This window comes from Caulobacter sp. S45, assembly GCF_009765965.1.
Taxonomy (GTDB): Bacteria; Pseudomonadota; Alphaproteobacteria; order Caulobacterales; family Caulobacteraceae; genus CAHJWH01.
The window spans coordinates 52,344-75,233 of record NZ_LMUL01000017.1 but is presented as its reverse complement, the minus strand read 5'-3'; the positions used below and the strand labels follow the sequence as shown (position 1 = coordinate 75,233).

The window sequence follows — 22,890 nt, the reverse complement described above, 5'->3', positions numbered from 1 at the left end:
AACCTGAACCGACGGCGGCGTGGCCCGCGTCGCCTGAGCCATACGGGCCCATTGCATGCGACCCTCCAGCGAGGTCCAATGCCAATCCAAACGAGGACTTGGAGTATGACTGTGATCAGGACGACGATGGCCATGACCGCGCTCTTGCTGGCGGTTCCAGCGCTGGCGAACGCAGCGCGGGCGCCCGATCCGGGCCGGGCCGCCGTCGTGCAAGCCATCTCCGATTGCCGCAAGCAGGCCGACGACGCCGCTCGCCTGACTTGCTACGACAGGGCCGCCGACGCTTTCGAGCAGGCGCAGAACAAGGGCGACGTGGTGATCGTGGACCGTGAGCAGGTCCGCCAGGTGAACCGCCAGACCTTCGGCTTCAACCTGCCCTCCATCAGCCTCTTCTCCCGCGGGGCGAAGGAAGCCCAGGTGAACAACCTCGAGGTCGAACTGGCCTCGGCCCGCCCGGAGGCTGACGGCAAGTGGCTGCTGACGACCAGCGAAGGCGCTGTCTGGCGTCAGATCGACACCACGCCGCTGACCGACACGCCCAAGCCCGGCACGAAGATGATCATCCGCCGCGCCCTGCTCAGCAGCTTCTTCTGCAAGGTCGGCCACGAGGCGGCGATCCGCTGCGCCCGCCAGAACTGACCGTGCGAGATCGCGGCTTCCGATCCAAACGGGGGAGAAGTCGCGATCCTATCGCCAGGGCCCGGCGAGAGACGCGATCACGTCTTTAGATCAGACGCCGACGGGTTGCGGGAACAGATCGACCGGCGCGCGCGTCGGCGCGGAAGCGGCCGCACCCCTGCCCTGGCGCACTCGCGCCCAGTCGATCAGTTCCAACCGGCCGTCCTGGTGCTCCACCACCGCAGTGCAGCTTTCCACCCAGTCCCCGTCGTTGACATAGAGCACGCCGTGAATCTCGCGCATCTCGGCATGGTGGATGTGGCCGCAGATCACCCCGTCCACGCCACGCCGACGCGCTTCGTCGGACACCGCGCGCTCGAAGTCGTCGATGAACTGGACCGCGTTCTTGACCTTCAGCTTCACATAGGCGGACAGGCTCCAGTAGCCCATGCCCAGGCGGTGGCGCAGCGCATTCCAGCGGGTGTTGAGCGACAGCAGGGCGCGGTAGGCGTAGTCGCCCAGGAAGGCCAGCCACTTGGCGTGGCTGACGATGCCGTCGAACTCGTCCCCGTGCGTGACCAGGTAACGCTTGCCGTCCGCCGCCTGGTGGATCGCGTCGCGGGCGACCACCACGCCTCCGAAGTGGACGCCGCAGAAGTCGCGGATGCGGTCGTCATGATTGCCGGGGACATAAATGACTTCGACGCCGCTCTGCGCCATGCGCAGGACCTTCTGCACCACGTCGGTGTGCGCCTGAGGCCAACGCCATCCACTCTTCAGCTTCCAGCCGTCGACGATATCGCCCACCAAGTACAGGGTGTCGCACTGCACCTGATCGAGGAAGTCTAGAAGCAGGGTGGCCTGACATCCCTTGGTGCCCAGATGGACATCGGAGATGAAGACGGTGCGGCAGAACAATCCCATGACGCCCTCCGCGGCCGCCACCCATCGTTTTGGCGGATTGAAACACGCTGCTAAGCTGATTCTGTGACATCGATGTGAAGCATTCGCATGTGACGGTTATGTGTAAATTTGGCTATAGATCGTCCCTACACGGACATAAGTACTAAAACCGCCGTTAATCGTTGCTTCAACTCGCCGCGTTAGACGACCCGCAACGACCGAGTTGTGGTGGTGAGAATGCAGTCCCTGTTCGATCTGGCCGAACCTCTGGCTCCGGTTTCGCCGGAAACGCCCGGTCAGGTGGTGTTCGATCGCTTCAATGCGGAGCCCGACACGCTGGTGATCGCGGTGGTGGACGCGGACAAGACCCCCGTCGGGCTGGTCGAGCGCAACGCCTTCGCCCTGAAGATCGGATCTCCATACGGACGCTCCCTCTATATGGCGCGGTCGATATCGCTGGTGATGAACGCCCACCCCCTGATGGTGGAAGGCGCCGCCTCGCCGGCGGACCTGATCCGCGACACCCTGTCGAGCTGCCCCTCGGACCTGCTCAAGGGGTTCATCGTGATGCACGAGGGCCGCTACGTCGGGGTCGGCAGCGCGCTCGGCCTGCTGCAGGCGTCCAACGCCGACAATCATCGCCACGCCGCCGAAATGACCGAACTGGCGCGTGAGCTGGAAGTCGCCAAGACCGAGTCACAGGGCAAGGAGGAAACGTCACGGTTGCTGTTCAGCGAAAGCCCGGTGGCCATGTGCGTGTGGGACAGCCGCACCATGCGCGTGCTGGCGGTCAACGACGCGGCCCTGCGCCAATACGGCTATTCGGCGGAACGGGTGCTGGGCATGAACATCCTCAGCGCCATCGACCCCGAACAGCACAAGAGCTTCCTGAAAAACCAGGGCGACCCGGCCTCGCCATCCGAGACCCCGCAGCAGACCTGGCGCCATCGGCGCGCCGACGGACAGGTGATCGAAGTCCAGCCCTACATCCGCAGGACCATCTACCAAGGCCGTCCTGCACGGCTCGCGGCCCTGATCGACGTCACCGCGCGCAAGCGCAACGCCGAGCTGCTGGCCCAGGCGCGGGACGCAGCCGAAGCCGCCAACCGAGCCAAGAGCGAGTTCCTGGCCAATATGAGCCACGAGATTCGCACGCCCTTGAACGGCGTCCTCGGGATCACCGGCGTCCTGGCGCGGACCCAGCTCGACGGCCGCCAGCAAGAAATGGTCTCGATCATTGAGAACTCGACCATCGCCCTGAACCACCTGCTGTCGGACATCCTGGACATCGCACGGGTGGAGTCGGGCCGGCTTTCGATCAATCCCGAACCCTTCGGCCTGGCCGACCTGGCGCGGGAGTCGGCGGCCCTGTTCGTGTCCACGGCGCTTGAGAAGCAGGTGGCGTTGCGTGTGGAGATCGATCCGGCGGCCGAGCGTCACGTGGTCGGCGATTCGGTGCGGATGAAGCAGATTCTGGTCAACCTGCTCAGCAACGCGGTGAAGTTCACCGCCGTAGGCTCCGTGGTGCTGCGGGTTGCGGCGGAGAACCCCGCCGAACACACCTACCGGATCGAGGTCCGCGACAGCGGCGTGGGCTTCGACGCGGCGCGCAGGAACGCCCTGTTCGGGCGCTTCGTCCAGGCGGACGGCTCCATCACCCGCCGTTACGGTGGATCGGGCTTGGGACTGGCGATCTCAAGGGACCTGGCCGAACTCATGGGCGGCGGCCTGGACGCCGAATCCACCCCCGGCGAGGGCGCCGTATTCACCCTGGTGCTGCCCCTGCCCGACGCGGAGCACGCCGCCGTCCGCGCCCAGCCGTCCAACGTCACCCACCTTATGTCGCCCGAGCCCAGCGACGCCCCGCCGCGCATCCTGCTGGCCGACGATCACGCCACCAACCGCCGGGTGGTCCAGATGATCATGGACCAAGCCGACGTGGAGCTGACCTGCGTGGAGAACGGGTTGGAGGCGTTGGAGGCGTTCAAAGCGAGCCGCTTCGACCTGGTGCTGATGGACCTGCAGATGCCGGTAATGGACGGGCTGACCGCCATCGCCGCGATCCGCGATCACGAGACGCAAGCCGCCGCGCCGCGCACGCCGATCCTGGTGCTGAGCGCGAACGCCATGCCCGAACACCTGCGCGCCTGCGCCGAGGTCGGGGCCGATGGCCATATCGCCAAACCGATCACCGCCGGAGACCTGCTCGCCGGCGTGGCCAATGCGCTCGACGGCGCGCCTGCCGAAGCGGAAATGGATATGGGCGTAGCAGCGTAGGACGGCGCGTGAGCGCTCATCCGAGACGCCGCTATGGGACCAGACCGGCCGCTATGGCCTCCGAAAGCTGACCCAAGAGCCGGCTCAACGCCGCCGCTTCCGCCGCCGCGTCGCCGAGCCCGACATCGGCGTCCGTCAGCCTGACCTGACGACGCAAGGGCGCTGTCCCCGCCGGGCCCGCCAGCAGGGTCCAGCTCGCGTCCAGCACATAGCCCTGGTCGGTGCGCCGGAACGTCAGCACGTCCACCACCAGGCCGCCGGCCCCCGGCGGCTTGGGCGCATCGGGATAGATCACCGCGCCCGCCGGTAGGCGCGCAACCAGGTCCTGGGTCAGGGCGCGACGGGCGAGATCGCCGAGCGGGGCGCCCCAGTGATCGAAGTCGCTCACCTCCAGTCGTTCGGCCATGGTCTGGCGCACCACCTCGACCCGATCGAGGGCCGAGGGCAGGTGGACCGCATCCACCCGGAACGGAGCGCCGCCGTAGGGTGCGGCCGCCGTCGGAAGCGCGGCCTGGGGCGAGACCGCATCCAGGGTGAAGATGCGGGTCGGCGCGCTGTGCCCGCAGGCGGCGAGCCCCGCGGCCCCGAGCGAGAAGACGGCGAACCGAACCGTGCGGCGCCTCATTTCGCGTCTCCTGTCTTGCCCCGGACCAGCGCCTCGGGATGGCGACCGAGATAGTCCGCCAGCGAGCGCACCGAGCGAGCCGCCTCGTTGAGTTGCTTGATCGCCGAAGGCAGGTCCGTGCCCTGGGGCGCACCCTGGCCGCTGACCAGCTGGCCGGCGGCGGCGGCCGTGCCCTGGAGCTGATCCGCCGCCGAGCGCAGGGAGGCGATCAACGGCTCGACCTGCGGCTTGGCGGTCTTCACCATCTCGTCGACGTTGGCCAGCGTACTGTCCAGGTGGTCCAGGCTGTCGTCCACCTTGGGCGAGTCGGTCAGGGTCCGCAGCCGGGTGGTGAGCGCGCGCAGGTTCTCGCCAATCTCGGCGATCGGCAGGCGGTTGACCTTGCGCATCACCGCATCGGCCTCCGTCACCACGTCGCTGAGTTCGCCCGAACTGCTGGAGGGAATGGTCAGCAGCTCAGCCCTATGGCCCAGAGCGCCGCCCGTGGCGGTGGGATCGAAGTCGAGGCTGACGATGCGCGAGCCGACCAGCGGCGGACTCTGCACCAGCTTGGCCCGCATGCCCCGCCCGACCAGCTTGCGCAACATGTCGTCCAAGGGCGCACGTCCGCCGACAGGCAGGTGCATGGCGTCGGGGTAGAGCATGATGGTAACCGGCGTCTGCAGCGTGCCGCTGGCGGGATCGAAGTGGAAGCCGACCATGGTCACGCGCCCGATCGGGAAGCCGCGCAACTGCACCGGCGCGCCGGGCTGGAGGTCGCCCACGGGATCGCGAAAGTCCACGCCATAGGCGATCTGGGACCCGGTCGGCGCCACCTCAGCCTTGTTCTGGTCGGAGTACAGCACAAAGGAATCGCCGCCCTCGGCCTGGGGCCCGGCGTCCTGCCCGGTCTTCAGGTTGTCGAAGGTCACAGCCCCCGTCAGCACCGCCTGGGGCGAGGCGATCTGGGCCTCCAGTCCGCCGGCGCCGGTGGTGATGCGCAAGGGACTCTGCACCCAGAACTGGGAATGGGTGCGCACCAGCCGGTCGAACGGCGCGTTGATGAAGGCGCCGATGCGCACCTCGTTGCTGGCGGTCAGGGTGTAGCTGGTGATCTTCCCCGCCTCGATCCCGCGATAGAAGATCGGCGAGCCCTCCTGCACCGGCCCCAGCCGGTCGGCCACCAGGGTGAAGGCCGAGCCCGGCGTGCCGGGCGGTATGGGCGGCGGTTCGTCCAGGCCCATGAAATGGTTGGCCGGCTCGCCCGGCCCCGGCTGCATGGAGATCACCGCCCCGGACACCGCAGCCTTGAGCGAAGCGATGTCGGTGATGCTGGGCTTGGCGCCGACGATCCAGAACATGGTGTGGGTGCGCAGCAGCGGGCGCACATTGCTGTGCATGTGGATCTTGGCCACGATCCGCCCATTGGGCTGGAGCTGCAGCGCCTTGACCACGCCGACCTCCAGGCCCTTGTAGTTGACCTGGGTCTGGCCAGCCTCCAGGCCCACGGCGGTGTCGAAGCTCACCGTCACCGTCTCGCCGCGGGTGGCGAAACCCTGTAGGGCCAGCCAGCCCGCCACCAGGATCGCCGCGATCGGGATGGCCCAGACCCAGCCCGGCCAGCGGCTCGGTTCGATGCGCGCGGAGGTCCGTCGCGGCGTCGCGGCCTGGCCGTCCTCGGTTTCCGGCGTCTCGGTCAAACGGCTCTCCCTTGCGCGGCGTCCCACATCAGCCGGGGATCGAAGGCGCGCGTCGCCAGCATGGTGACCACCACCACCCCGGTGAAGAAGGCGGCGCCGACCTCGGGACGGCTGGAGGTCAAGCTTCCGTAATGCAGCAAAGGCAACAGGAAGCAAATGGTCAGCGGGTCGACCATCGACCAGCGGCCGATCTCGTCCACGATCCGGTAGACCCGGGTCTTGGTCCTGAGCCGGCGCGGCGAACCCCGCCGGATCGAGATCAGGAACCAGCCCAGGCTCAACAGCTTCAGGATCGGGATGACGAAGCTGGCGACCACCACCAGGATGGCCAGCCCGACCAGGTGCGCCTTGGCGATCTCGATCGCGCCGCCCAGGATGGTGTAGCTGGTCCCGACCCCGAACTGGACGATGGTGAAGGTCGGGAACAGGTTGGCCAGCGGGTAGAGCACCACGCCCGCCAGCACCAGGGCGGCGGTGCGGGCGAGCGCGTCGCGCTTGCGCCGCTCCAACCGCGCCCCGCAGCGGGGACAGGGCTCGCCGGCCGCCGACGCCGGCAGCAGCAGGTCGCAGGTCCCGCAGGATACGGTCTCGCCGCCGGGATCGGGCCGATCCGGCGCGATGTCCTGCCAGACCTCGCGTTTGTCGAGCAGGGCCCGGCCGAGCAGGCTGGCCAGTCCCGCGCCCATCAGGGCGTAGGCGCCCGGTCCCAGCGTCAGCGGGAACAGGGCGGCCAGACGGCTGAGCGCCACCCAGAAGCCGAGCACCGCCACGTCGGGCATGGCCCAGGTCTCCAGCTCCAAGGCCCAGCGGAACACAGGCCCGAGCCAGCGGGGACGGCCCGCGCCGCCGGCCATCTGCAGGGCCAGGATCAGCAGGACGAAGCGGGCCAGGGGCAGGACCACGACCACCAGCCCAAGCACCAGCGAGATGCTGGGAATTCCCTCGTTCCAGATCGTCGCCGGCCCGGAGGCGAGATAGCTACGCCGGATCACGCCCAGCAGGTTCACGTCCGCCAGCGGCAGCAGGTTGGCCGCCGCCATCAGGATCAGGCCAGTCCAGGCCACGCCCAGCGCCCATGTGCGGCTGCGCCAGGCGGTGCGCTGAATCTGTGAGGTGCAGACATAGCAGGACGACTCGCTCGCCGTGGGGACGGGCGGCGTGTCCTGCACGGTTCCGCAGGCGAGGCAGGCGACGGTCAACGCCGGTCCTTCATCGACTCAGCCGCCTACGCCCGACCTGCCAACATGCGACCCGCCCTACCAGTCCCGCGAGCCGAACAGGTTGGACAGGCCGTGGGCCAGGAACTCGCCCCCGGCGACCCCGGCCGCCATGGTGCCGGCGGTGCGCATGAAGCTGCCCAGGCCGCTATTGGCCGAAAGCGGGCTCTGCGGTTGGAGTTGCTGCGGTTCGGGCGTCCAACCGCCGCCTTGGCCCTGGCCCTGATTCCAGCCACCGGATTGAACCGGCTGCTGGCCGCCAGCGCCACCGAGGAAGGAGGTCGGTCCGGGCCGCACCGCGACCTGCTGCTCCATCTGCTCGATCTGCGACTGGGCCGCCAGCAGGGCCTGGTCGGCGATGATGGCGTGCTGGACCAGCAGGTACATGGCGTCGGGGTTGGCGCGCGTCACCTGGGAGATCATGGCGTCGGCCTCCTGATCCTTGGCCGCACCGCGGGTCTGGCCGAGATCGTAGAGGAACTGCTGCAGGATGCTGCGTTCGTCGGGGGTCATGGGAAACCTCTGTGGATCGGTCTTCGAGCGACTCAACGCCTGGGCGGCGATTTCGTCAAAGCGAAGGCGGAAACATGGAGTGGCGGACGTCTGCTGTCACCTCTCCCTCCGACTGTGGGTCCGCGCATCTCGTTCTGAGTCCCCAGCGGCTGCGGTCGGGAGCGCGTCTCCGGGCCGCAGCCTTGTCGGACCAAATCGGTGTGACAATACCGTCTTGGCGCGGGGAGCGCCGGGAGACCAAGCCCATGACAGCTGCCGAGGTGGCTGAGCACGCCCCGACGCGGCTCTACACAGTGACGGAAATGGCCGAGGAGCTGGGGGTGACCCCGCGCGCCCTGCGGTTCTACGAAGACAAAGGGCTGATCACGCCTTCGCGGGCCGGCACCACACGGGTCTACACCCGGCGCGAGCACGCCCGCATGCAACTGATCCTGCGTGGCAAGCGGCTGGGCTTCTCGCTGCGGGAGATCAAGCAGTTCCTGGACCTCTACGACGTCGATCCGACCCACAAGGAGCAGTTGCGCACCTTGCTGGAGGCTGTCCGCCATCGGATCGACGACTTGGAGACCACGCGCGAGGCCCTGACCAAGACCCTGCTGGAACTACGCGAGATCGAGGACCAGACCTTGCGCACCCTGGCCAAACGCGCGCCCAAGGCGACCGCGTGACGGCCGGCGCCTACAGCCTCGACGGCGTCGCGGTGGAGACGCCTGCCGACGGCGACTACTGGATCGCGCCGGGCGCCTTGGTGATCGGCCGGGTGATCCTGCGGCGCAACGCCAGCGTCTGGTTCAACGCCGTGCTCCGAGGCGACAACGAACCGATCGAGATTGGCGAGAACAGCAACGTCCAGGACGGCGCGGTGCTGCACACCGATCCCGGCTCGCCGCTGACGCTGGGACGCGACGTCACCGTGGGCCATCTGGCCATGCTGCACGGCTGCGAGGTCGGCGACGGCAGCCTGATCGGCATCGGCGCGGTGGTGCTGAACGGCGCGAAGATCGGCAAGGGTTGCCTGATCGGGGCCAAGGCGCTGATCGGCGAAGGCAAGCAGATCCCCGACGGCTCGCTGGTGGTCGGCGCGCCCGGCCGCGTGGTGCGCACGCTCGACGACGAGGCCCGCGCGCAGTTGACCCTGAGCGCCACGCGCTATGTCCGCAACTGGCGCCGCTACGCCGCCGGCCTGAAGCCGCAGCCCCTGGGCTGAGCGCGCGCAACGGCCAAGCCGGCTTGCACCGTCCCCGGCGCTCGCCCTAAAGTCGCCCCATGTCCTTCGGTCTGACCTTCCTTACGCTGGCGAGCGTTCTCCTCGGCGGCTACCTGCTCGGCTCGATCCCGTTCGGGGTGATCGCGACCCGGCTCGGCGGCGTCGGCGACCTGCGCAAGGTCGGCTCGGGCAATATCGGCGCGACCAACGTGTTGCGCACCGGCCGCAAGGACCTGGCGCTGATCACCCTGATCGGAGACGCGGCCAAGGGTGCGATCGCCCTGCTGGTGGCGCGCGCCCTGCTGGGCGAGACCGCCGGGGCGTTGGCGGGCGGCGCGGCCTTCGTCGGCCACCTGTTCCCGGTCTGGCTCAGGTTCAAGGGCGGCAAGGGCGTGGCCACGGCGCTGGGGGTGATGCTGGCGGCGGCCTGGCCGGTCGGGCTGACCGCGCTCGCGGTCTGGGTGGTCGTGTTCGCCGTCAGCCGCATATCGTCCCTGTCGGCCCTGACCGCGGCGGTGCTCGCCCCGCTGTTCGCGGTGCTCTGGCATGCGCCCCAGCCGGTGATCTGGCTGATCCTGGCCTGCGCGGTGCTGGTGGTGCTGCGCCATCGCCAGAACATCGCCCGGCTGACCAGCGGCCAGGAACCGAAGTTCGGCAAGACATCCGGCTCGTCGCCCCAAACGCCCTCCCCGTGACGGCCGCCGCAGCGATCTCCGCCGCCGAACGGCGCGAGCGGCTGCGCCTGGCGCGCAGCGAGAACGTCGGCCCGGTCGCCTACCGCGAACTGATGCGCCGCTACGGGACCGCCGCCTGCGCCATGGCCGCCCTGCCCGACCTCGCCCGTCGCGGCGGCCGGACGGGTCCGCTCCACGTCACCACCCTCGCCGAAGCCGATCAGGAACTGGAACGCGGCGAGCGGCTGGGCGCGACCCTGACCACCGTGGGCGAGCCGACCTTCCCGCGCCTGCTCGCCGTGCTCGACCCACCGCCACCGCTGATCTGGACCCGCGGCCGCGCCGACTTGCTCGCCACGCCCGCCGTGGCCGTAGTCGGCGCGCGGATCGCCTCGGCCGCCGGCCAGCGCTTCGCCCGGGCGCTCGCCGCCGATCTGGGCCGTGCGGGCTATCTGGTGGTGTCGGGCCTCGCGCGCGGGGTGGACGGCGCGGCGCACGAAGGTTCGCTGGAGACTGGAACCGCAGCGGTGCTCGGCGGCGGCGTCGACGACATCTACCCGCCCGAGCACGCCGAGCTCTACGCCCGCATCGCCGCCCGGGGCTGTCTGGTGTCGGAGAACATGGTCGGCCGCCGCGCCCAGGCCCGCGACTTCCCCCGCCGCAACCGAATCATCTCCGGCCTGTCGCTGGGCGTGGTGGTGGTGGAGGCCGAAGCCCGATCCGGTTCGCTGATCACCGCCCGGCTGGCCGCCGAACAGGGCCGCGAGGTGTTCGCCGTGCCGGGCTCCCCACTCGATCCGCGCGCCAAGGGCCCCAACGACCTGATCCGCCAGGGCGCCAACCTATGCGAAGGCCTGGAGGATGTGCTGCGGGTGCTGCAGGGGATCGGCGTGATGCGCGAACCCCAGCTCGATCTGTTCGAGGGACCGCCCGTGGACGACGTGGCCCTGGACGCCGCCGCCGACCGGCTGCGGGAACGCGTCCACGCCCTGCTGTCGCCAACGCCCGTCCCTCTGGACGAGGTGGTGCGCGCGCTGAAAGAGCCCACACCCACGGTCCTAGCCGCCCTGGTGGAGCTGACGCTGGCTGGCCGGGCCGAGCTGTTGCCGGGCGGTCTCGTCGCGCGGATGGACTGAGTTCGGATCGGCGGCCAAGCGCGCGCGTTACGCAGCGACAGCGAGATCAGGCCACCCATGCAACACGACCCAATCCAGCGGGACCATTCCCAATCCACCGAGAACGAGAACCTGAAGCCGGGCGAGCCGCCGCGTCCCGCCACCGAACCGCACGGCTCGGAAGGCTCCAGCCACACCAACAAGACCCGCACCGATCCGTCGACGGGCGCGCCCAACGAAAAGACCGACCGGAAGCGCTAGAGAACTGAAAGGGTTGGAGCAGGTAGCGGGAATCGAACCCGCATCCTCAGCTTGGAAGGCTGCGGATAAGCTTGTGGGTCTAGGTAGTTAGCTCCCAAACCACCTGTTTTTCTCCTGAATCAAATCAATCGGTTAGGGAACTTCTCCCAAAAATAACAAGGCACGATTTTACGCCACAAATGCCCACGCGCCGAACTGACCTCATCCTTGGTAAGGCTGAGGTCGACAGTTCAATCCTGTCCGGCGACACCATCACTCCCTGATGGTGTAAGGGGAAAATAGATAGACCTCATCCCACTCCCCACGTCTTAGATCCGTCTAAAATGGGAACTCCCCACCCGAATGTGGGGGAATCGCGGGAAGCAATTCCGTGTCTGTTCCTGGGGCAGCGATTTCGCAGGGCTGCGAAAGCGCCGGCGTGACAGGTCGAGCGATTGTTGAGCCGTTCCAGCACAACTCCAACGTTCAGGACTGATCTTCCCTTTGCAGCGCAAGGCGTTGCTGGGCCATTAGAATTGGCCCAGCAACGGCGGAGCTCGCTCGGCTTGCCGATTTCATCTATTTCCCCTATATGTCCTACAGAAGCCGAGGAGGCATTATGGGCCGATCATCGTTGGGCGCTCTTGAAATGGACATTCTGTCGATCTTGATTAGCCGGCCAAGAGATACGTATGGCGCTGCGCTGCAGGAGGCGTACCGGCTTGAACACCATCGGACGCTTAGCCTTGGCGCAATCTACACCGTCCTCGAGCGGCTAGAGAGGAAGGGCTTTCTTTCGTCCCAATGGGGAGAACCAACCGCTGTGCGTGGCGGCCGCCGGAAGCGGCTGTACGCTGTAACGGGCGCTGGCGCTCTAGCGCTTGAGCGCTCGAGCGAGAAACCGCACCTGTTCGCTTCGCTCTTGCCCGCGGGAGCTTGTTGATGCCGCCGCTTCACACCCTTGTCGTCGAAGTTCAAGATCCTGCAGGCATCCCCACTCATAACCTGGTCCGCTTCGCCCTAGAGCAAGCTGTGCTTTCGGGTGAGAATCCTTCGCATGTCACCCTGGTGAGTCCCAGCCGCCAAGAGATCGTTATCGAGGTGAGCGGCCATTCGACCATGGACGTGCTCCGTCAGTGGACGGCCCGTCAGACAATTATATCAAAAGGGATGATCGCTTCGACCCTCCCCCTAACGGACAGCCCTCCGCGTTCTGCTGAACGTTGGCTGAGTTTCGTATGCCCCGCGCGACAGCGTGAGGAGAAGCTGGGCGATGCCGCAGAGTCCTTCGCCAAAAGCTGCGCCCGGCTAGGCCCAGGGTGGGCTCGCGTTCTTTACTGGCGGGATGTGGCTAGCGTGACAGTAGGCAATCTCGTCTCTGGGGCTATGCGGCTGCTCCCGTTCGGAGAAACGCTTTGGCGGTTCTTCGGAGGCTAAACTGCGAGCGCGTTGCCCTCCAGAGCCACAATCTGGCGCTTGACCGCTTTCAGAGGTCTAGGCGGCCCCGCCTTCAAAAACGCGTCGCTTAGGCTAGATAGCGATCTGCCGAAATATGTGTCGCATACGGGTTTTCCGTAGACGAAACTACGGGTTTCCCGTACATTGTGGATATGGAAACGCCGACGCAATTCGAATGGGACGCCGCGAAGGAAGCGGCCAACATCGCAAAGCACGGCATATCCTTCGCCGAAGCGACGGCCGTTTTCACCGACGCCCACGCCGTCGACCTGGACGTGTCGAGAGCCACGGATGAAGAGGTTCGCCGCAAGGTGATCGGCATGATCGACGGCCGCCTCTTCGCCGTCGTCTACACCCTGCGCGCCGCCGCCCTGCGGCTCATCTCCGCGCGCGCCACCAACCGTAGCGAGGATCGCGAATATGGCCGACGTTAAGTTCACCCTCGACCCGAAGAATCCCCCGAAGCTATCCTCGGAGACCCGCGCGCGCTTGGATGCGAAGACCGATGTCGAGATCACGCGCGCAGCCGAATCGGATCCCGACAACCCTCCCCTCACCAAGGAAGAATTTCAGCGGATAGACACTGTGCGCGCCGTGCGCGCCGCGCGAGCTGCAGCCGATCTCACCCAACCAGAGTTCGCCATGGCCTACGGGCTGACGGTTGGGCGCCTACGCGATCTTGAGCAGGGGCGCACCAGCGCGGACACCGCGATGCTCTATCTCCTGCGGCAGATCATGAAGGATCCGGCAAAGGCCAAGCGCGAGGTGGCTGAGCTACTGCACGCTTAACGCCAAGTCGGAGAAGGAGGAGCTCCAATGCCGATCTGGGCATTCCCTGCTGTCTTTCAGGAAGAGGAGGCGGGCGATTGGGTGGTGACCTTTCCGGACATCCCCGAGGTTGTCACTGGCGCCGACAGCTTGGAGGCCGCGCGTCTGGAGGCCGCTGATGCGCTCGAGGAGGCGATCCTGGCCTACATGGCGGACGGCCGCGCAGTTCCGTCCCCCCGCGCCGCTGGCGAAGGCGAGGAGTTGGTGACGCTTGCCCCAGGGACTGCCTCTCGTGTCACTTTCACCGTGACAACGTAATAGTGGCCTGAGCCGAAACGCAAAAAGCCCTGTCAGTCCGAAGGACAGCAGGGCTTACAATCAAGACCCACCGAGGTGGTTTCGGCCTGGCCTGGTGGCTGCGGGCGCCGCTGCTGCCAACTTCAGTGCGACGAATTAGGCGGCTGAGTACCGCATCGGCGATAGCACCGCCCAGCCGTAGGAAGGATGCCCCGACTTAGGACCAGCCCAATGAGCCGTGCCGCTCGCAAACGAGGCAAGCCCTCGAGCCCGGAGGAGATCCGGCTGGCGGCCGCGCGCCGGCGGGCTGACGAGCGCGTTGCTGCAAACGACCCGTCAAACTGGACGATCGCCAACGATACCCTCGCCCTCCCCAGCGGGGATGGCATCACGACCAACAAACCGAACAAGCGGGCGATTTACGCCAAGAGGTGCGACCCCTTCGAACTACTGCATCGGAAGGGAGGCCTATCTGAAGGCCAGTTTCAGGCGGCCAATCGGCTCTTCAAGGACTGGTGCGATAGCATGGGCATCCGCACCGAAGACGCGAGGCCAACGCTGGAGATCATCGATCAGGCTCCGAGGGGACCTGGCGACCTGGTAAACGCTCGCATGCTCGATGCCGGCGCTCGATTTGAGCAGGTCCTCAGCATGATTGGCCGTGCAAACGCGGCGGTTCTGCGGGCTCTGGTTCAGCCGCTTGTGATGTGCGGCTCGGCTCTAATCTGGCGGGCCGAGGTCCAAAGGATCACCGGCGAGGGGGACACTCACGGACAGGGAACAGTTGTCCGCCAGGCGTGCGAAAATCTCCGCCTCGCCTATTCGGATATCGACCAGGCGGCTCGCTCCCATCACGCGCTCCGCAAAGTCCCCGCGGCGCCAGATCAGGCGTGATGCGCTACGCCTATCGGAAACCCTACACCGCTCTCTCCGCCGAAGATCGGGAACGGCTAGTGCGCATGCGAGACGACGGCGCGACCTGGATGGCGATCGGCCGCGCACTGGGCATCCATGACAGCCACGGCCTCAATGTCTACCGGGCGGAAAAAGCGCGCGCGTCCGCCACCGAGAGCGGGAATACCCGCGGCTAGAGCCTTAGCGCTCGCCCCTAGCTTTGGCGGCGGCCGCGAGGATCTTCTCGGCAAGCGAGCCGCGCGGCGGCTTGCGGCCTCCTTTGGAGCCCGACACCTCGCCACGTGCGATCGCTGCCGACCTGAGGATTTCAGCGGCCCGTAGCTTTGCGGCCGATCGATCCTCTTCCTCCCGAGCCGGAACGATAATCCCGATTCCGGCGCATGCTTCGCACGGCTTCCCGTCAACGGCTCCGGTTCCATTACAGTCCGTGCAATAGCGCCTCTCCTCGTCTGATGGATCGGGGTCGGCGGCATGCGCAACCAGATGGTCAAATCGCCCGCCTCCCGCGGCCGCCGCCACACCGCCGGCGCCCTGCGGCGCCGGTGCAGCCTCGCGCTTCGAGGGTGATGCTGGGCGCCCCTTGGGAGGCGACGTGGGGGCCTTGCCAGCCGTTGGCTTAGGGACGAAGACAACAGCGCGAGCACCTCCCCTGCTCGGCTTTGCGCCGGCGGCCTGCTGAAACATCCACCGGCCCGCCTTCGCGTCCCACCGCCACTCCCTGGCGCCACTGGGAGGCTTCGCAGGGTTCCGAATGTCGTAACTCAGCCCCATGGCTATTCCTCCAGGCCAAAATTCTGGATGTGAAGCGCGACGATGTCCTGGATCGGCGTCGACGCGGTGATGTGGCGGCCGCTCGCTGCGTAGGTGTGAATGAAGCGGGCCAGGCCGAACGTCACCGCCGCCCGCAGCGTGCCTGTGGCGAGAAAGTCTCGCTTCTGCCCCATGCCCCGATCGACTTCCCAAAATGGGCGGAAGGCGTCTTCAGATCGAAGCTCAACGCGCACAGCCTGGGACGCCTCCAGGGCGCTCTCCATTTCGGCGATGGCCGCGACCCAACGTCGATCCGCGGGCAACAGTTTTTCCCGCACCGCAGATCGGAAGTCAGCGCGGTTCAGCGCTGTGTGCGCAGTCTCGAGCTCGCCGGCGACTTCCCCGATCTGCGAATCGGCCTCTGGGATAAGGCGATCACGAAGGGCTGCCCGCTGCGCCTCGAGGTTCGTGAGCTGCGAGGTCACCTCCGAAAAGGCTTGAGACTTCGCCAGGTCATCGGGCGAGGAGGCCATCCGCTCCCCTGCCTCGCTGAGCGCAGCCTGGCGCTCAACAATCTCGGCGTCGACGGCGACCAGACGCTCACGGAGTTTGGTCGCCTTCTCACGGGCGGCGGCGAGCGATTGTCGAGCTAGTAGATAGGCGGCCTTTTCGGCCGCCGGGGGCGGGGCAGCCTCCTCGGCTTCCTTGATCGCGGCGGGGCTGGACTTCGTCATGGGTGGCTCTCCTGTTTGGATAGAGGGGGAAAATTCTGACCGGCCGCGTGCATCGCTCGAGCCGGCGCGGGTGCGGAGGGTCGTGCGGACCAGGTGCGGACAAAGTGCGTAGTTTCGGCGCTTGGGTGCGGACCCTCCGCACTTTGTCCGCACTTGTCCGCACCTAGGGTCCGCACCCGCCTCCGCAGGTGCGCGCTCCCCAACGCCTTGCTGAACAAGGGTTTCGGATGCCGCGCGAGGATGGGTGCACGAGGTCCGCACCTGATTCAAAGTGCGGACTACGCAGTGCGGACCCTTTTTTGGGGGTCATAGCTGGAGACAGGTCGCGGTTCGAATTACCCTCGACGCACGATTGCCCCGGAAGGACCCAAGATCACCTTGAGTCAGCCGGTGCAGGCGGCTGCTGGATCACTGCGTGGCCCGAGGCGGCCTGCAGCGCGGAACGATGTCGGCCCCACGATCTTCGACTTGCGTGGGGGTCGCCTGGGGCTCGATCCGCGCGTAGCTGCCGCATTCGAAGATCCCGTGGCGTTGCTCATTCTGAGCCGAACGCCACGGCCACCTATCCCCGAGCCAGACCATGGAATCTTTCGTTCTGGCTGCGCGCCCCGTCCAATCCGTGAGCGCAGGTTCCGCGCCCACAAGCTTCACCCGATCGAGGACGACCCGTCCGGGTCAATGGCCGTAGCCAACGGCGGGGTCAGGATCTGAATGGGCTGGGGCGCAAAGGCCGCCGGCGGCATCAAAGTCACGTCCGCCACCTTCCCCCCATCGTTATCGTAGCGCAGCACGACCTCCGAGATCACCAATTGCGCGCCTGGACTCATCCGCAGGCCTGGCCCGGTGACCGGGGCGAGTGTGTTCGGCGTCCAGAGCGTCCCGCCGGCGTCCCGCCAGCTATCAGCCGTCAAGGTGACCACTGTGCCTCGGCCGGCTTGGCGGGCGGCTTCCCAGAGCGCTCGGAATTCTAGCAGCTCGCTCGCTCCCGAGACGCTCTCGGCGATGAGATATTTGGTCCTGTGCCGCGTGACGTTGGGGTCGAACGCGGTGAAGAAGAGGTTGTCGGTTCTTTCCTGCTCGGTCAGCGGCGAGATGCTGACCATGGCGCAGACATACTTGCTGAACCTCTGGTCCATCGAATTGACGACGTTCCAGGCCTGGACATTCTGGCCGTAGGCGAAACCGCTGGCTGCCTGCTCGCTTCCGATCTGCGAAAGGATCAGATCTCCCAGCTCGTCCTCGTAGTAGAGCAGCCCGCTGTAGGTGCAGATCTGGTCAACGATTTCCTGCGCCGTTTCCCCGAGGCTCAGGTTGAACTGCGGGATGGGCGTCTCAGTCTGGATGCCGATTTGGGAGGTGGTGATCCCGTAGGCCTCGGCCAGCTTTGCCGCGATGCCCAGCGCGCTCGCCCCGCTAATCTGACCGCCAGGGTATTCTGCCGAGCAATCGACCAAGTCGGCGCACTTTCCGCGCCCGATGATACCCAGCCGATGGCTATTGGCATCGATCTGGTTGGTGTCCCGGTCGATGTTGCCGGTGATGACGGTGTCGCGGCCGACCTTCACCACGCAGGTCTGGCCCGCGTAGGCCACGACCTGGGAACTATCGCTCGGATTGAGTGCGGTCAGGCCGAGCTCGAAGTCGTTGGGGATCCCCTCGCATCGCCGCGTGATCCGCACGTCGGTCCAGCCGGTGATGTTCTGGCCGTTGACGATCAGCGTGATGGTATCGTCCGGGACAGCCTTTCCCGAGGTAACAGTGATCGGCGCAACGGCGGGCGTGGCGTCAGCCATATGAGTTTTCTCCGAGGCCTGGAAGCTGGCAGGCATGAACTGAGAGAGCTGGGTCGGCTTCGTTCATCCGCAGCTCGCCATGGGAACGTCGCAGAGCCTTTCGGCCTGACGCGGGAGCACGGTCAGGCCACATACGCGGCGCTGAAGATCGCTAACGCCGATCGAGGATGAACCAAAACGGTGGGGTCCCTGCGGCGAGCACCTTTGCGGCCTCCTTGCCGTCGATGATGCCCGGCCCACCCGCAGCGATGCGCCGGCGTTTCTGTCGAGCAGGTGAGGCGCGGCGCGGAGATTGACACCGACTTGACCGCGCTGAACCGCCGCGCCCGGCGCGGGGCCGCAGCGGCCTGCGGCGCTCCAATCCCGCGCCCGCATGACCGCAACTCCCACACGGCGATGGCCCCGTTGCGAAATCGAGCGGCCGGAGCGCATCTGCTTCGTGAGCCCACTGAATTTGTGGGTTGGTCCGCGTCAACATGCGCGAACGGCGAGATGGTCACAGGCGTCTGCGAAATACACCGTTGATCGGATTGGATTTTTGTCTCGCCGCCCACCGCCTCGATTGTGAACATAACTGTAGTTATGTTCGCCATCTGACGGGTTATGTTCGCTATCGGCCTTTGGAAGCTGGAGTTATTGTTCGGCTTGACGAGGAGTTATGTGCACTCCTGCCTGGCTGCGCCTATGACCCGAAATTTGCGGGGTTCACGCCGCCGTTTCCAGGGTGGAGACAAGCCCCTCACTCCCGATCAGCGTGATTTCCGGTATCCGCCACAGCCCCGCGCCGCGACGGTTTTCGGAGTGATTCGATAGCCTCGGAGATCGCCTCTCCGCGCAAAGCCGTGGGCGCGAAACCCCGTCGCGCGCTAACTCGTTGATTTCAGAAATTTTTGCTGAAGAAGAAGTGGGACATAATACGCATTATGTCCCGCCCCTGACGGGTTATTGGACGCTGTGCGGCTTTTCGGGTCATGTTATTAGGACGTTCCCGTCTGGATTATTTCCCGCGCGAGTTAGGATGGAGAACTAGCCTGTGGCTCTAAAAATCGGCGACGTGGTTGAGCTGAAGAGCGGAAGCCCCAAGATGACCATCACTGCTCAGACCGAGCGGGGCAACTGGACATGCAGCTGGTTCAGCGAACAGCCGGGCACGTCTCAATACCAACCCGGCACGAATCAAGCGGACTTTCCCGAGGCGGCCCTGAGACCTGTCGGCGGAAACTAACGCTGGGCGATAAGGAACATTATCGCCCTCGCCCAAAACCGATAGAGGTTAGGGCAAACCTCTCGGCGCATGGCGACTGACAGGGGCGATAAACTAAACAAGGCTGGCGTCGGCGAAGGCCCCCAGGGGACGCTCGGGGCGAACGCCCCGCTTCTAACGGATGTCATGCTTCCCTATGCGCACAAAGTCCATGCGGCCTAACGCCAAGCTGCGCCGGCCGGCACTGGAGCGCTGGCAATCGGGTTATGGGGCACCAGAAACCGGGGCTCAGACTGATCGATCACGTGGCCGCCCGTGAGAGCCAGTCACTGAGCACCGTGCGGCGGACTACTCGGCCGCTATCTTGGAGCTCCATGGCTGGGGCCCATTCCACGCTTTGGCCTCTCTCGAATCGTGGCGGCAATGCTCTTGTTTCGACGCCTGTTGGAAATGTGAATGCAAAAGCAAACGATCGTTAGAACGACTGCTCCACTAAACGTGACGAGGTAAAATATTTCCGCGGCACCCAAAGCCTGAGGCGGCCGAGCTCTAACTCTTTCATAGGCGGACAGAAAAGGTCCACAGAGTCCAATCGCTGCGCCCAATCCTGCGAAGGCAAGCGACGCTATAACCCCGTTCTCGGTGCTCGAAAGCTGGGTTAGCTCATGATCTTGTATCATATGCCAATCTAGATGCTCTGGCGTCGAGATTGTTTGCGTCGGAGATAGGTCTCCATAAGGTGTCGTTACAGGGAAACTTGGCGGAGGTGGCTCCGCGTACCCCTTTTGTCCCGGCACCAAGGGTGTCTGACTGCCCTCGCTCACTAGCTTGTTGTCGCCGAAGTAGGCGCTTCCAATTTTGCCTTCACCCATTCCCAGATATTTGCCGGCGCCCGCCCGAAGTAGCCGGACGTTGCAAATACAATTCCCTGACCTACTACCGGAACTGCTGCGTCTGAATTAAAAATCCCAAGACGGACACAAATCTCTTGGGCCGTTCCCTGCGCAGATACCAGGTATTGAGTGTCGGTAATCTTCAAGGAATCCGTCTTGAATTCATCCTCGATTTTTTTCGAGAGCGCGTCCTGAGGGCTTGGCATTAGGATCGCGAAAATCGTCATCGAAAGAACCGCTCCCGTCCGCTGAGTGTCTCGCGGGTAGGCCGTTTTACGGCAGCCCAGGTGTTAGGGGAAGTCAGAACCGAGCCGCGGCGCGGCGAGCCAAAGCGTGCCCGTCGAACGCCTCTCGGCACCTCTCAATCAAATGCCTTCCCGCGCCCACGACGCCAATCGCCGTTGCGGGTGCGGGATCGAGAGCTCTCGCCGGAGAGCTAACTCGGGCGAGCGCCAGCGAGCCCTTGCGCGACGCAAAGGTTCTGAAGCTGGGGAAACGACGCCTTAAAGGCGAATTTGTGCGCCGGCAGGCGCACTCATCATTCTGATCCTGCCTCTTAGAAAAATGGAGCTACGGAATCCGGCTGACCGCCGTACTCTGAACCTGCGCGGCCTCGAAGCCGGCGAGGAAGGCTGCTTGGAAGTCGACCTGAGCCTGAGGCAACGGCGGTATGGGCCGACACCTCTCCCTCGGCGGCCAGGGCCGCGGCACAGCCCGCATGTCGAGACCAAGATGCGGAGCGTTCACCAGGCGCTCGGCCGCCGGCGGCGTCATCAGCCGGTAGGCGTTGGTATCCTGCTCCCAGCGGCCGTCACCGGCAGCCCGCGGACGAACGCGCCGCAGACGCTCGAGGAAGCCGTGCCGCTCGAGCACCGCCAGAGCTCGGCCGACCGTACCCCTGCAGCACCGCGCCTTGTAAGCGATCTGGCTGTACGCGGGAGTAAGGATGTCGCCACCGGGTTTGACCGCAATCGCCAGCAACTCACGATAGACGCGCATCATCTTGGGCGAGATCTCGCCGTAGCCCTGTCCCCGGCGACGCGGTAGGCGGTCGGCATACCAGGCCAAGGCGTCGAGCATCCGCTTCATCGCCTCCTTGGCGACATGCCTACAGAAGCTCGCCGCCCACTGCCAAGGCCGGGAACAGCGCCGGACCTTCGCCCCAGTTCGCCGCTGAGAGGGCTCGGTCTCAGTCATCGGCGCCTCAAGATTTAAGGCGACTGCCACCGGATCTAGCCGGCCGGCCGAGGGGCGGGCCTGGAGCACCCCATCGCGTTCCCAACTCCGCGCGCTCATGACCGCCACGCGGCAAGCTGCCTGGAGGAAACGGCGGAGGGCTTAGCCAAGCGCCAGCCTGCGGTGATCGCCGCGGGCGCGGAAGGTGCATATCGATGCACGTCCATCGGAAAGTCTCCCGATGGCTCCGACAGGGCGCAGCCGCCCGCGAACGCGCTGACACCTCAGTCATCGCGGCGGGAAGCCCGTCGTCGGGGGCACACGCGCCCGTTCACCCCCCGATTGAGGGGCGTGTTAGGGTGGACCTCCAACGGGAGCTTCGTTCGCCGGCTTTGCTCGGCGGACGGCAGCGGCTCTGGTCGGAACCGTATTGATCGATGCGGTTGGCCGCGTCGCCGTCAGCGTTTTTGCTGCCAGGCTAGGGACGCAGAGCGGGGGCGCGGCCGAATCGCGGTGTGAGGCGGACGAGGGCGCCCAGGTCGCTCGCGATCACGCGCGATCGTCGCGAGCATGGCGGCGTGCGAGGCGGCCGCCCTCTCGGTAGCGGCAGAATCTCGGCGCCGTAGCCGCCAGGGGCCCAAGAGCGAGGCGATCGCCGCCCGCTGAACGGGCGGCTCAGTGAATGACACGCTGGCGCCACCGTATCCCGTAGCCAGGATCACAAGCTCGGCGCAGGCCATGCTGGCTCACGCCAGTGATGGCGCTCAGCGCCTGCCAGCTAAGGCCCGCGCGCCGACGGTCAGCGATGAAGGATTTCTCAGCTGGGGCGAGCGGCGCTCTCCGCCGAGAAATGAGAAGCGCGCTCGCGGTCGCGACTTGCATCACGCGACACTCCCGAGCTGCAAGCGTCCGGCCGTGTCGGCGAGCGCCTGCGCCAGGCGGAGGTTTTCTTGAGCGGCCTTCTGCACGTCACAGATCTCGCGGGCATCGCGGCGCCCGTCCCGATCCATCTCCGAGATCACCCGCAGCGCGGCGGCCGACGCCATCACCGACGACACGACCGCCACGGCGATCGGAGAGAAAGTCTCTCCTTGGGCCGCCCGCGCCGCCGCACCGGTGACGATCGCTCGGCCGATCACCGCCTCGAGCTGTGAGATGCAAAGGAGCGACATTTGATCAAGGCAGGTGGGGCGCTGGAGCTGCGAAACACGCTCCCCCGAGATCCCGAGCTCGATGGCGCAAGCCTCGACGCCACCCGCAGCCTTCACCAACGCACGGACTAGCGCCTTGAGCTCCCCTGCCTCTAGAGCTCGGCTCATTGAACAAAGCCGTCGGAATCAAGGGAGTAATTCGCGATCGAGGGAGCGATGCTGCGTTTGCAGATGGAGGCGGCGGGTGTGACGACCGAAATGAAGGACGGGCCTGAAGAGGACGGAACTCCCCAAGCTAAGATTCCGGACGCCCTAGAACGGCCGAGCGCCGAACTGATCTGCTTGGCGTTGCGCCGAGGGCGGATCATGCAGTCGGCTCACAAGGGCGTTGCAACCGTCCCAAAGGAGGCGCCGTGATCCCACTGCTCCCGGTTGATAATCCTCGCGCGGCTAGGGAACGGCGCTCTGCTATTGCCGCGAGCATAGCTTCGTTGATCTCGGGTCGGCCCTGCCGCGCGGCCGCCCTTGAGACGGCGGCCATCCATTCTCCAGGAATAGATCCACGATGCGCCCAGGCTCGGATAGTACCGGCTGCTTTTTCCCCGGCAGGCATGCCGAGTTCCCGCGCGAGGGCGGCTGCTCCTCCCAATGTCAGGATGACCGTTCGAGCTTCCATTTGAAGC

The 22,890-nt window shown here is 66.0% G+C and carries 27 protein-coding genes; 16 read left to right on the top strand and 11 right to left on the bottom strand.

The window, feature by feature from the left end; all coding sequences use genetic code 11:
* Window positions 1-132: 132 nt before the first annotated feature.
* Complete coding sequence (locus GSQ87_RS20130; protein ID WP_158918093.1) at window positions 133-639, top strand: hypothetical protein; 507 nt, start codon at window positions 133-135, stop codon at window positions 637-639.
* Between the two features lie 90 nt (window positions 640-729).
* Here GSQ87_RS20130 and GSQ87_RS20125 read toward each other — a convergent pair whose 3' ends face one another.
* On the bottom strand, window positions 730-1,542 hold the full coding sequence (locus GSQ87_RS20125; RefSeq protein WP_158918091.1) for a UDP-2,3-diacylglucosamine diphosphatase: 813 nt from the start codon (window positions 1,540-1,542) through the stop codon (window positions 730-732).
* 216 nt (window positions 1,543-1,758) lie between these two features.
* Between GSQ87_RS20125 and GSQ87_RS20120 the strand changes: the two genes are divergently transcribed.
* The gene (locus GSQ87_RS20120; RefSeq protein WP_158918089.1) at window positions 1,759-3,798 is read left to right on the top strand and encodes an ATP-binding protein; all 2,040 of its coding nucleotides are present in this window, start codon (window positions 1,759-1,761) and stop codon (window positions 3,796-3,798) included.
* Between the two features lie 31 nt (window positions 3,799-3,829).
* Here GSQ87_RS20120 and GSQ87_RS20115 read toward each other — a convergent pair whose 3' ends face one another.
* Genes GSQ87_RS20115 through GSQ87_RS20100 form a run of 4 tightly spaced genes read right to left on the bottom strand, consistent with a single transcriptional unit; the run spans window position 3,830 to window position 7,832 of the window.
* Window positions 3,830-4,423 carry a membrane integrity-associated transporter subunit PqiC gene (locus GSQ87_RS20115; RefSeq protein WP_158918087.1) on the bottom strand — a complete coding sequence of 198 codons (594 nt, stop codon included), beginning with the start codon at window positions 4,421-4,423 and terminating at the stop codon, window positions 3,830-3,832.
* Entirely contained in the window at window positions 4,420-6,102 is a 1,683-nt protein-coding gene (locus tag GSQ87_RS20110) for an intermembrane transport protein PqiB (RefSeq protein ID WP_158918085.1), read from the bottom strand. The genes GSQ87_RS20115 and GSQ87_RS20110 overlap by 4 nt, the downstream gene beginning before the upstream one ends.
* Window positions 6,099-7,301, bottom strand: coding sequence for a paraquat-inducible protein A (locus GSQ87_RS20105; protein ID WP_158918083.1), 1,203 nt, complete (start codon window positions 7,299-7,301; stop codon window positions 6,099-6,101). Before GSQ87_RS20105 ends, GSQ87_RS20110 begins: the two co-directional genes overlap by 4 nt.
* A gap of 57 nt (window positions 7,302-7,358) precedes the next feature.
* Window positions 7,359-7,832 (bottom strand): DUF2076 family protein, encoded by a 474-nt coding sequence (locus GSQ87_RS20100; protein WP_158918081.1) that lies wholly within the window; start codon window positions 7,830-7,832, stop codon window positions 7,359-7,361.
* A gap of 245 nt (window positions 7,833-8,077) precedes the next feature.
* Between GSQ87_RS20100 and GSQ87_RS20095 the strand changes: the two genes are divergently transcribed.
* From GSQ87_RS20095 to GSQ87_RS20045, 12 genes are all read left to right on the top strand, one after another.
* Window positions 8,078-8,500: a MerR family DNA-binding transcriptional regulator gene (locus tag GSQ87_RS20095; RefSeq protein ID WP_158918079.1), complete on the top strand. Its 423-nt coding sequence runs from the start codon at window positions 8,078-8,080 to the stop codon at window positions 8,498-8,500.
* On the top strand, window positions 8,497-9,039 hold the full coding sequence (locus tag GSQ87_RS20090) for a gamma carbonic anhydrase family protein (protein WP_174241479.1): 543 nt from the start codon (window positions 8,497-8,499) through the stop codon (window positions 9,037-9,039). Before GSQ87_RS20095 ends, GSQ87_RS20090 begins: the two co-directional genes overlap by 4 nt.
* Window positions 9,040-9,098: 59 nt before the next feature.
* Window positions 9,099-9,734 carry a glycerol-3-phosphate 1-O-acyltransferase PlsY gene (gene plsY, locus GSQ87_RS20085; protein ID WP_158918077.1) on the top strand — a complete coding sequence of 212 codons (636 nt, stop codon included), beginning with the start codon at window positions 9,099-9,101 and terminating at the stop codon, window positions 9,732-9,734.
* Window positions 9,731-10,849 (top strand): DNA-processing protein DprA, encoded by a 1,119-nt coding sequence (gene dprA / locus GSQ87_RS20080; protein WP_254063180.1) that lies wholly within the window; start codon window positions 9,731-9,733, stop codon window positions 10,847-10,849. Before plsY ends, dprA begins: the two co-directional genes overlap by 4 nt.
* Before the next feature lie 57 nt (window positions 10,850-10,906).
* Window positions 10,907-11,089: a hypothetical protein gene (locus GSQ87_RS20075; protein ID WP_158918075.1), complete on the top strand. Its 183-nt coding sequence runs from the start codon at window positions 10,907-10,909 to the stop codon at window positions 11,087-11,089.
* Between the two features lie 571 nt (window positions 11,090-11,660).
* Window positions 11,661-12,011: a PadR family transcriptional regulator gene (locus GSQ87_RS23210; RefSeq protein ID WP_371416710.1), complete on the top strand. Its 351-nt coding sequence runs from the start codon at window positions 11,661-11,663 to the stop codon at window positions 12,009-12,011.
* Window positions 12,011-12,505: a permease prefix domain 2-containing transporter gene (locus GSQ87_RS23205; protein ID WP_371416709.1), complete on the top strand. Its 495-nt coding sequence runs from the start codon at window positions 12,011-12,013 to the stop codon at window positions 12,503-12,505. Before GSQ87_RS23210 ends, GSQ87_RS23205 begins: the two co-directional genes overlap by 1 nt.
* A gap of 173 nt (window positions 12,506-12,678) precedes the next feature.
* Window positions 12,679-12,960, top strand: coding sequence for a BrnT family toxin (locus GSQ87_RS20065; RefSeq protein ID WP_158918071.1), 282 nt, complete (start codon window positions 12,679-12,681; stop codon window positions 12,958-12,960).
* Window positions 12,947-13,315, top strand: coding sequence for a DNA-binding transcriptional regulator (locus GSQ87_RS20060; RefSeq protein WP_158918069.1), 369 nt, complete (start codon window positions 12,947-12,949; stop codon window positions 13,313-13,315). The genes GSQ87_RS20065 and GSQ87_RS20060 overlap by 14 nt, the downstream gene beginning before the upstream one ends.
* A gap of 27 nt (window positions 13,316-13,342) precedes the next feature.
* A complete protein-coding gene (locus tag GSQ87_RS20055) occupies window positions 13,343-13,612 on the top strand; it encodes a type II toxin-antitoxin system HicB family antitoxin (protein WP_158918067.1) in 270 nt (89 codons plus the stop codon).
* Between the two features lie 210 nt (window positions 13,613-13,822).
* Entirely contained in the window at window positions 13,823-14,485 is a 663-nt protein-coding gene (locus GSQ87_RS20050) for a hypothetical protein (RefSeq protein ID WP_158918065.1), read from the top strand.
* The gene (locus GSQ87_RS20045; protein ID WP_158918063.1) at window positions 14,485-14,682 is read left to right on the top strand and encodes a hypothetical protein; all 198 of its coding nucleotides are present in this window, start codon (window positions 14,485-14,487) and stop codon (window positions 14,680-14,682) included. Before GSQ87_RS20050 ends, GSQ87_RS20045 begins: the two co-directional genes overlap by 1 nt.
* Window positions 14,683-15,279: 597 nt before the next feature.
* On the opposite strand, the gene GSQ87_RS20040 is transcribed toward GSQ87_RS20045, so the two are convergent.
* A complete protein-coding gene (locus GSQ87_RS20040; RefSeq protein WP_158918061.1) occupies window positions 15,280-15,990 on the bottom strand; it encodes a hypothetical protein in 711 nt (236 codons plus the stop codon).
* 647 nt (window positions 15,991-16,637) lie between these two features.
* Window positions 16,638-17,783: a phage baseplate assembly protein gene (locus GSQ87_RS20035; RefSeq protein ID WP_158918059.1), complete on the bottom strand. Its 1,146-nt coding sequence runs from the start codon at window positions 17,781-17,783 to the stop codon at window positions 16,638-16,640.
* Window positions 17,784-18,816: 1,033 nt separating this feature from the next.
* Between GSQ87_RS20035 and GSQ87_RS23200 the strand changes: the two genes are divergently transcribed.
* Entirely contained in the window at window positions 18,817-19,008 is a 192-nt protein-coding gene (locus GSQ87_RS23200) for a DUF2158 domain-containing protein (protein ID WP_158918057.1), read from the top strand.
* An 802-nt stretch (window positions 19,009-19,810) separates the two neighbouring features.
* Here GSQ87_RS23200 and GSQ87_RS20025 read toward each other — a convergent pair.
* From GSQ87_RS20025 to GSQ87_RS20015, 3 genes are all read right to left on the bottom strand, one after another.
* On the bottom strand, window positions 19,811-20,107 hold the full coding sequence (locus GSQ87_RS20025; protein WP_158918055.1) for a hypothetical protein: 297 nt from the start codon (window positions 20,105-20,107) through the stop codon (window positions 19,811-19,813).
* A gap of 343 nt (window positions 20,108-20,450) precedes the next feature.
* Entirely contained in the window at window positions 20,451-20,969 is a 519-nt protein-coding gene (locus GSQ87_RS20020) for a hypothetical protein (protein ID WP_158918053.1), read from the bottom strand.
* Between the two features lie 968 nt (window positions 20,970-21,937).
* Window positions 21,938-22,327 carry a hypothetical protein gene (locus tag GSQ87_RS20015; protein ID WP_158918051.1) on the bottom strand — a complete coding sequence of 130 codons (390 nt, stop codon included), beginning with the start codon at window positions 22,325-22,327 and terminating at the stop codon, window positions 21,938-21,940.
* 96 nt (window positions 22,328-22,423) lie between these two features.
* Between GSQ87_RS20015 and GSQ87_RS20010 the strand changes: the two genes are divergently transcribed.
* A complete protein-coding gene (locus GSQ87_RS20010; protein WP_158918049.1) occupies window positions 22,424-22,624 on the top strand; it encodes a hypothetical protein in 201 nt (66 codons plus the stop codon).
* Here the strand turns inward: GSQ87_RS20010 and GSQ87_RS23195 are convergent.
* Entirely contained in the window at window positions 22,572-22,883 is a 312-nt protein-coding gene (locus GSQ87_RS23195) for a carph-isopro domain-containing protein (RefSeq protein ID WP_371416708.1), read from the bottom strand. The genes GSQ87_RS20010 and GSQ87_RS23195 overlap by 53 nt on opposite strands.
* Window positions 22,884-22,890: the final 7 nt, after the last annotated feature.

Excerpts from the sequence above, each read along its gene's own strand:
- GSQ87_RS20025 (WP_158918055.1), bottom strand. The coding sequence starts at position 20,107 with ATGACGATTTTCGCGATCCTAATGCCAAGCCCTCAGGACGCGCTCTCG.
- GSQ87_RS20040 (WP_158918061.1), bottom strand. The coding sequence starts at position 15,990 with ATGACGAAGTCCAGCCCCGCCGCGATCAAGGAAGCCGAGGAGGCTGCC.
- GSQ87_RS20100 (WP_158918081.1), bottom strand. The coding sequence starts at position 7,832 with ATGACCCCCGACGAACGCAGCATCCTGCAGCAGTTCCTCTACGATCTC.
- GSQ87_RS20075 (WP_158918075.1), top strand. The coding sequence starts at position 10,907 with ATGCAACACGACCCAATCCAGCGGGACCATTCCCAATCCACCGAGAAC.
- GSQ87_RS20045 (WP_158918063.1), top strand. The coding sequence starts at position 14,485 with ATGCGCTACGCCTATCGGAAACCCTACACCGCTCTCTCCGCCGAAGAT.
- GSQ87_RS20115 (WP_158918087.1), bottom strand. The coding sequence starts at position 4,423 with ATGAGGCGCCGCACGGTTCGGTTCGCCGTCTTCTCGCTCGGGGCCGCG.
- GSQ87_RS20130 (WP_158918093.1), top strand. The coding sequence starts at position 133 with ATGACCGCGCTCTTGCTGGCGGTTCCAGCGCTGGCGAACGCAGCGCGG.
- GSQ87_RS20120 (WP_158918089.1), top strand. The coding sequence starts at position 1,759 with ATGCAGTCCCTGTTCGATCTGGCCGAACCTCTGGCTCCGGTTTCGCCG.
- GSQ87_RS20010 (WP_158918049.1), top strand. The coding sequence starts at position 22,424 with ATGCTGCGTTTGCAGATGGAGGCGGCGGGTGTGACGACCGAAATGAAG.
- GSQ87_RS23205 (WP_371416709.1), top strand. The coding sequence starts at position 12,011 with ATGCCGCCGCTTCACACCCTTGTCGTCGAAGTTCAAGATCCTGCAGGC.
- GSQ87_RS20095 (WP_158918079.1), top strand. The coding sequence starts at position 8,078 with ATGACAGCTGCCGAGGTGGCTGAGCACGCCCCGACGCGGCTCTACACA.
- GSQ87_RS20055 (WP_158918067.1), top strand. The coding sequence starts at position 13,343 with ATGCCGATCTGGGCATTCCCTGCTGTCTTTCAGGAAGAGGAGGCGGGC.
- GSQ87_RS20065 (WP_158918071.1), top strand. The coding sequence starts at position 12,679 with ATGGAAACGCCGACGCAATTCGAATGGGACGCCGCGAAGGAAGCGGCC.
- GSQ87_RS23210 (WP_371416710.1), top strand. The coding sequence starts at position 11,661 with ATGTCCTACAGAAGCCGAGGAGGCATTATGGGCCGATCATCGTTGGGC.
- GSQ87_RS20050 (WP_158918065.1), top strand. The coding sequence starts at position 13,823 with ATGAGCCGTGCCGCTCGCAAACGAGGCAAGCCCTCGAGCCCGGAGGAG.
- plsY (WP_158918077.1), top strand. The coding sequence starts at position 9,099 with ATGTCCTTCGGTCTGACCTTCCTTACGCTGGCGAGCGTTCTCCTCGGC.
- GSQ87_RS20020 (WP_158918053.1), bottom strand. The coding sequence starts at position 20,969 with ATGAAGCGGATGCTCGACGCCTTGGCCTGGTATGCCGACCGCCTACCG.
- GSQ87_RS20035 (WP_158918059.1), bottom strand. The coding sequence starts at position 17,783 with ATGGCTGACGCCACGCCCGCCGTTGCGCCGATCACTGTTACCTCGGGA.
- GSQ87_RS20060 (WP_158918069.1), top strand. The coding sequence starts at position 12,947 with ATGGCCGACGTTAAGTTCACCCTCGACCCGAAGAATCCCCCGAAGCTA.
- GSQ87_RS20125 (WP_158918091.1), bottom strand. The coding sequence starts at position 1,542 with ATGGGATTGTTCTGCCGCACCGTCTTCATCTCCGATGTCCATCTGGGC.
- GSQ87_RS23195 (WP_371416708.1), bottom strand. The coding sequence starts at position 22,883 with ATGGAAGCTCGAACGGTCATCCTGACATTGGGAGGAGCAGCCGCCCTC.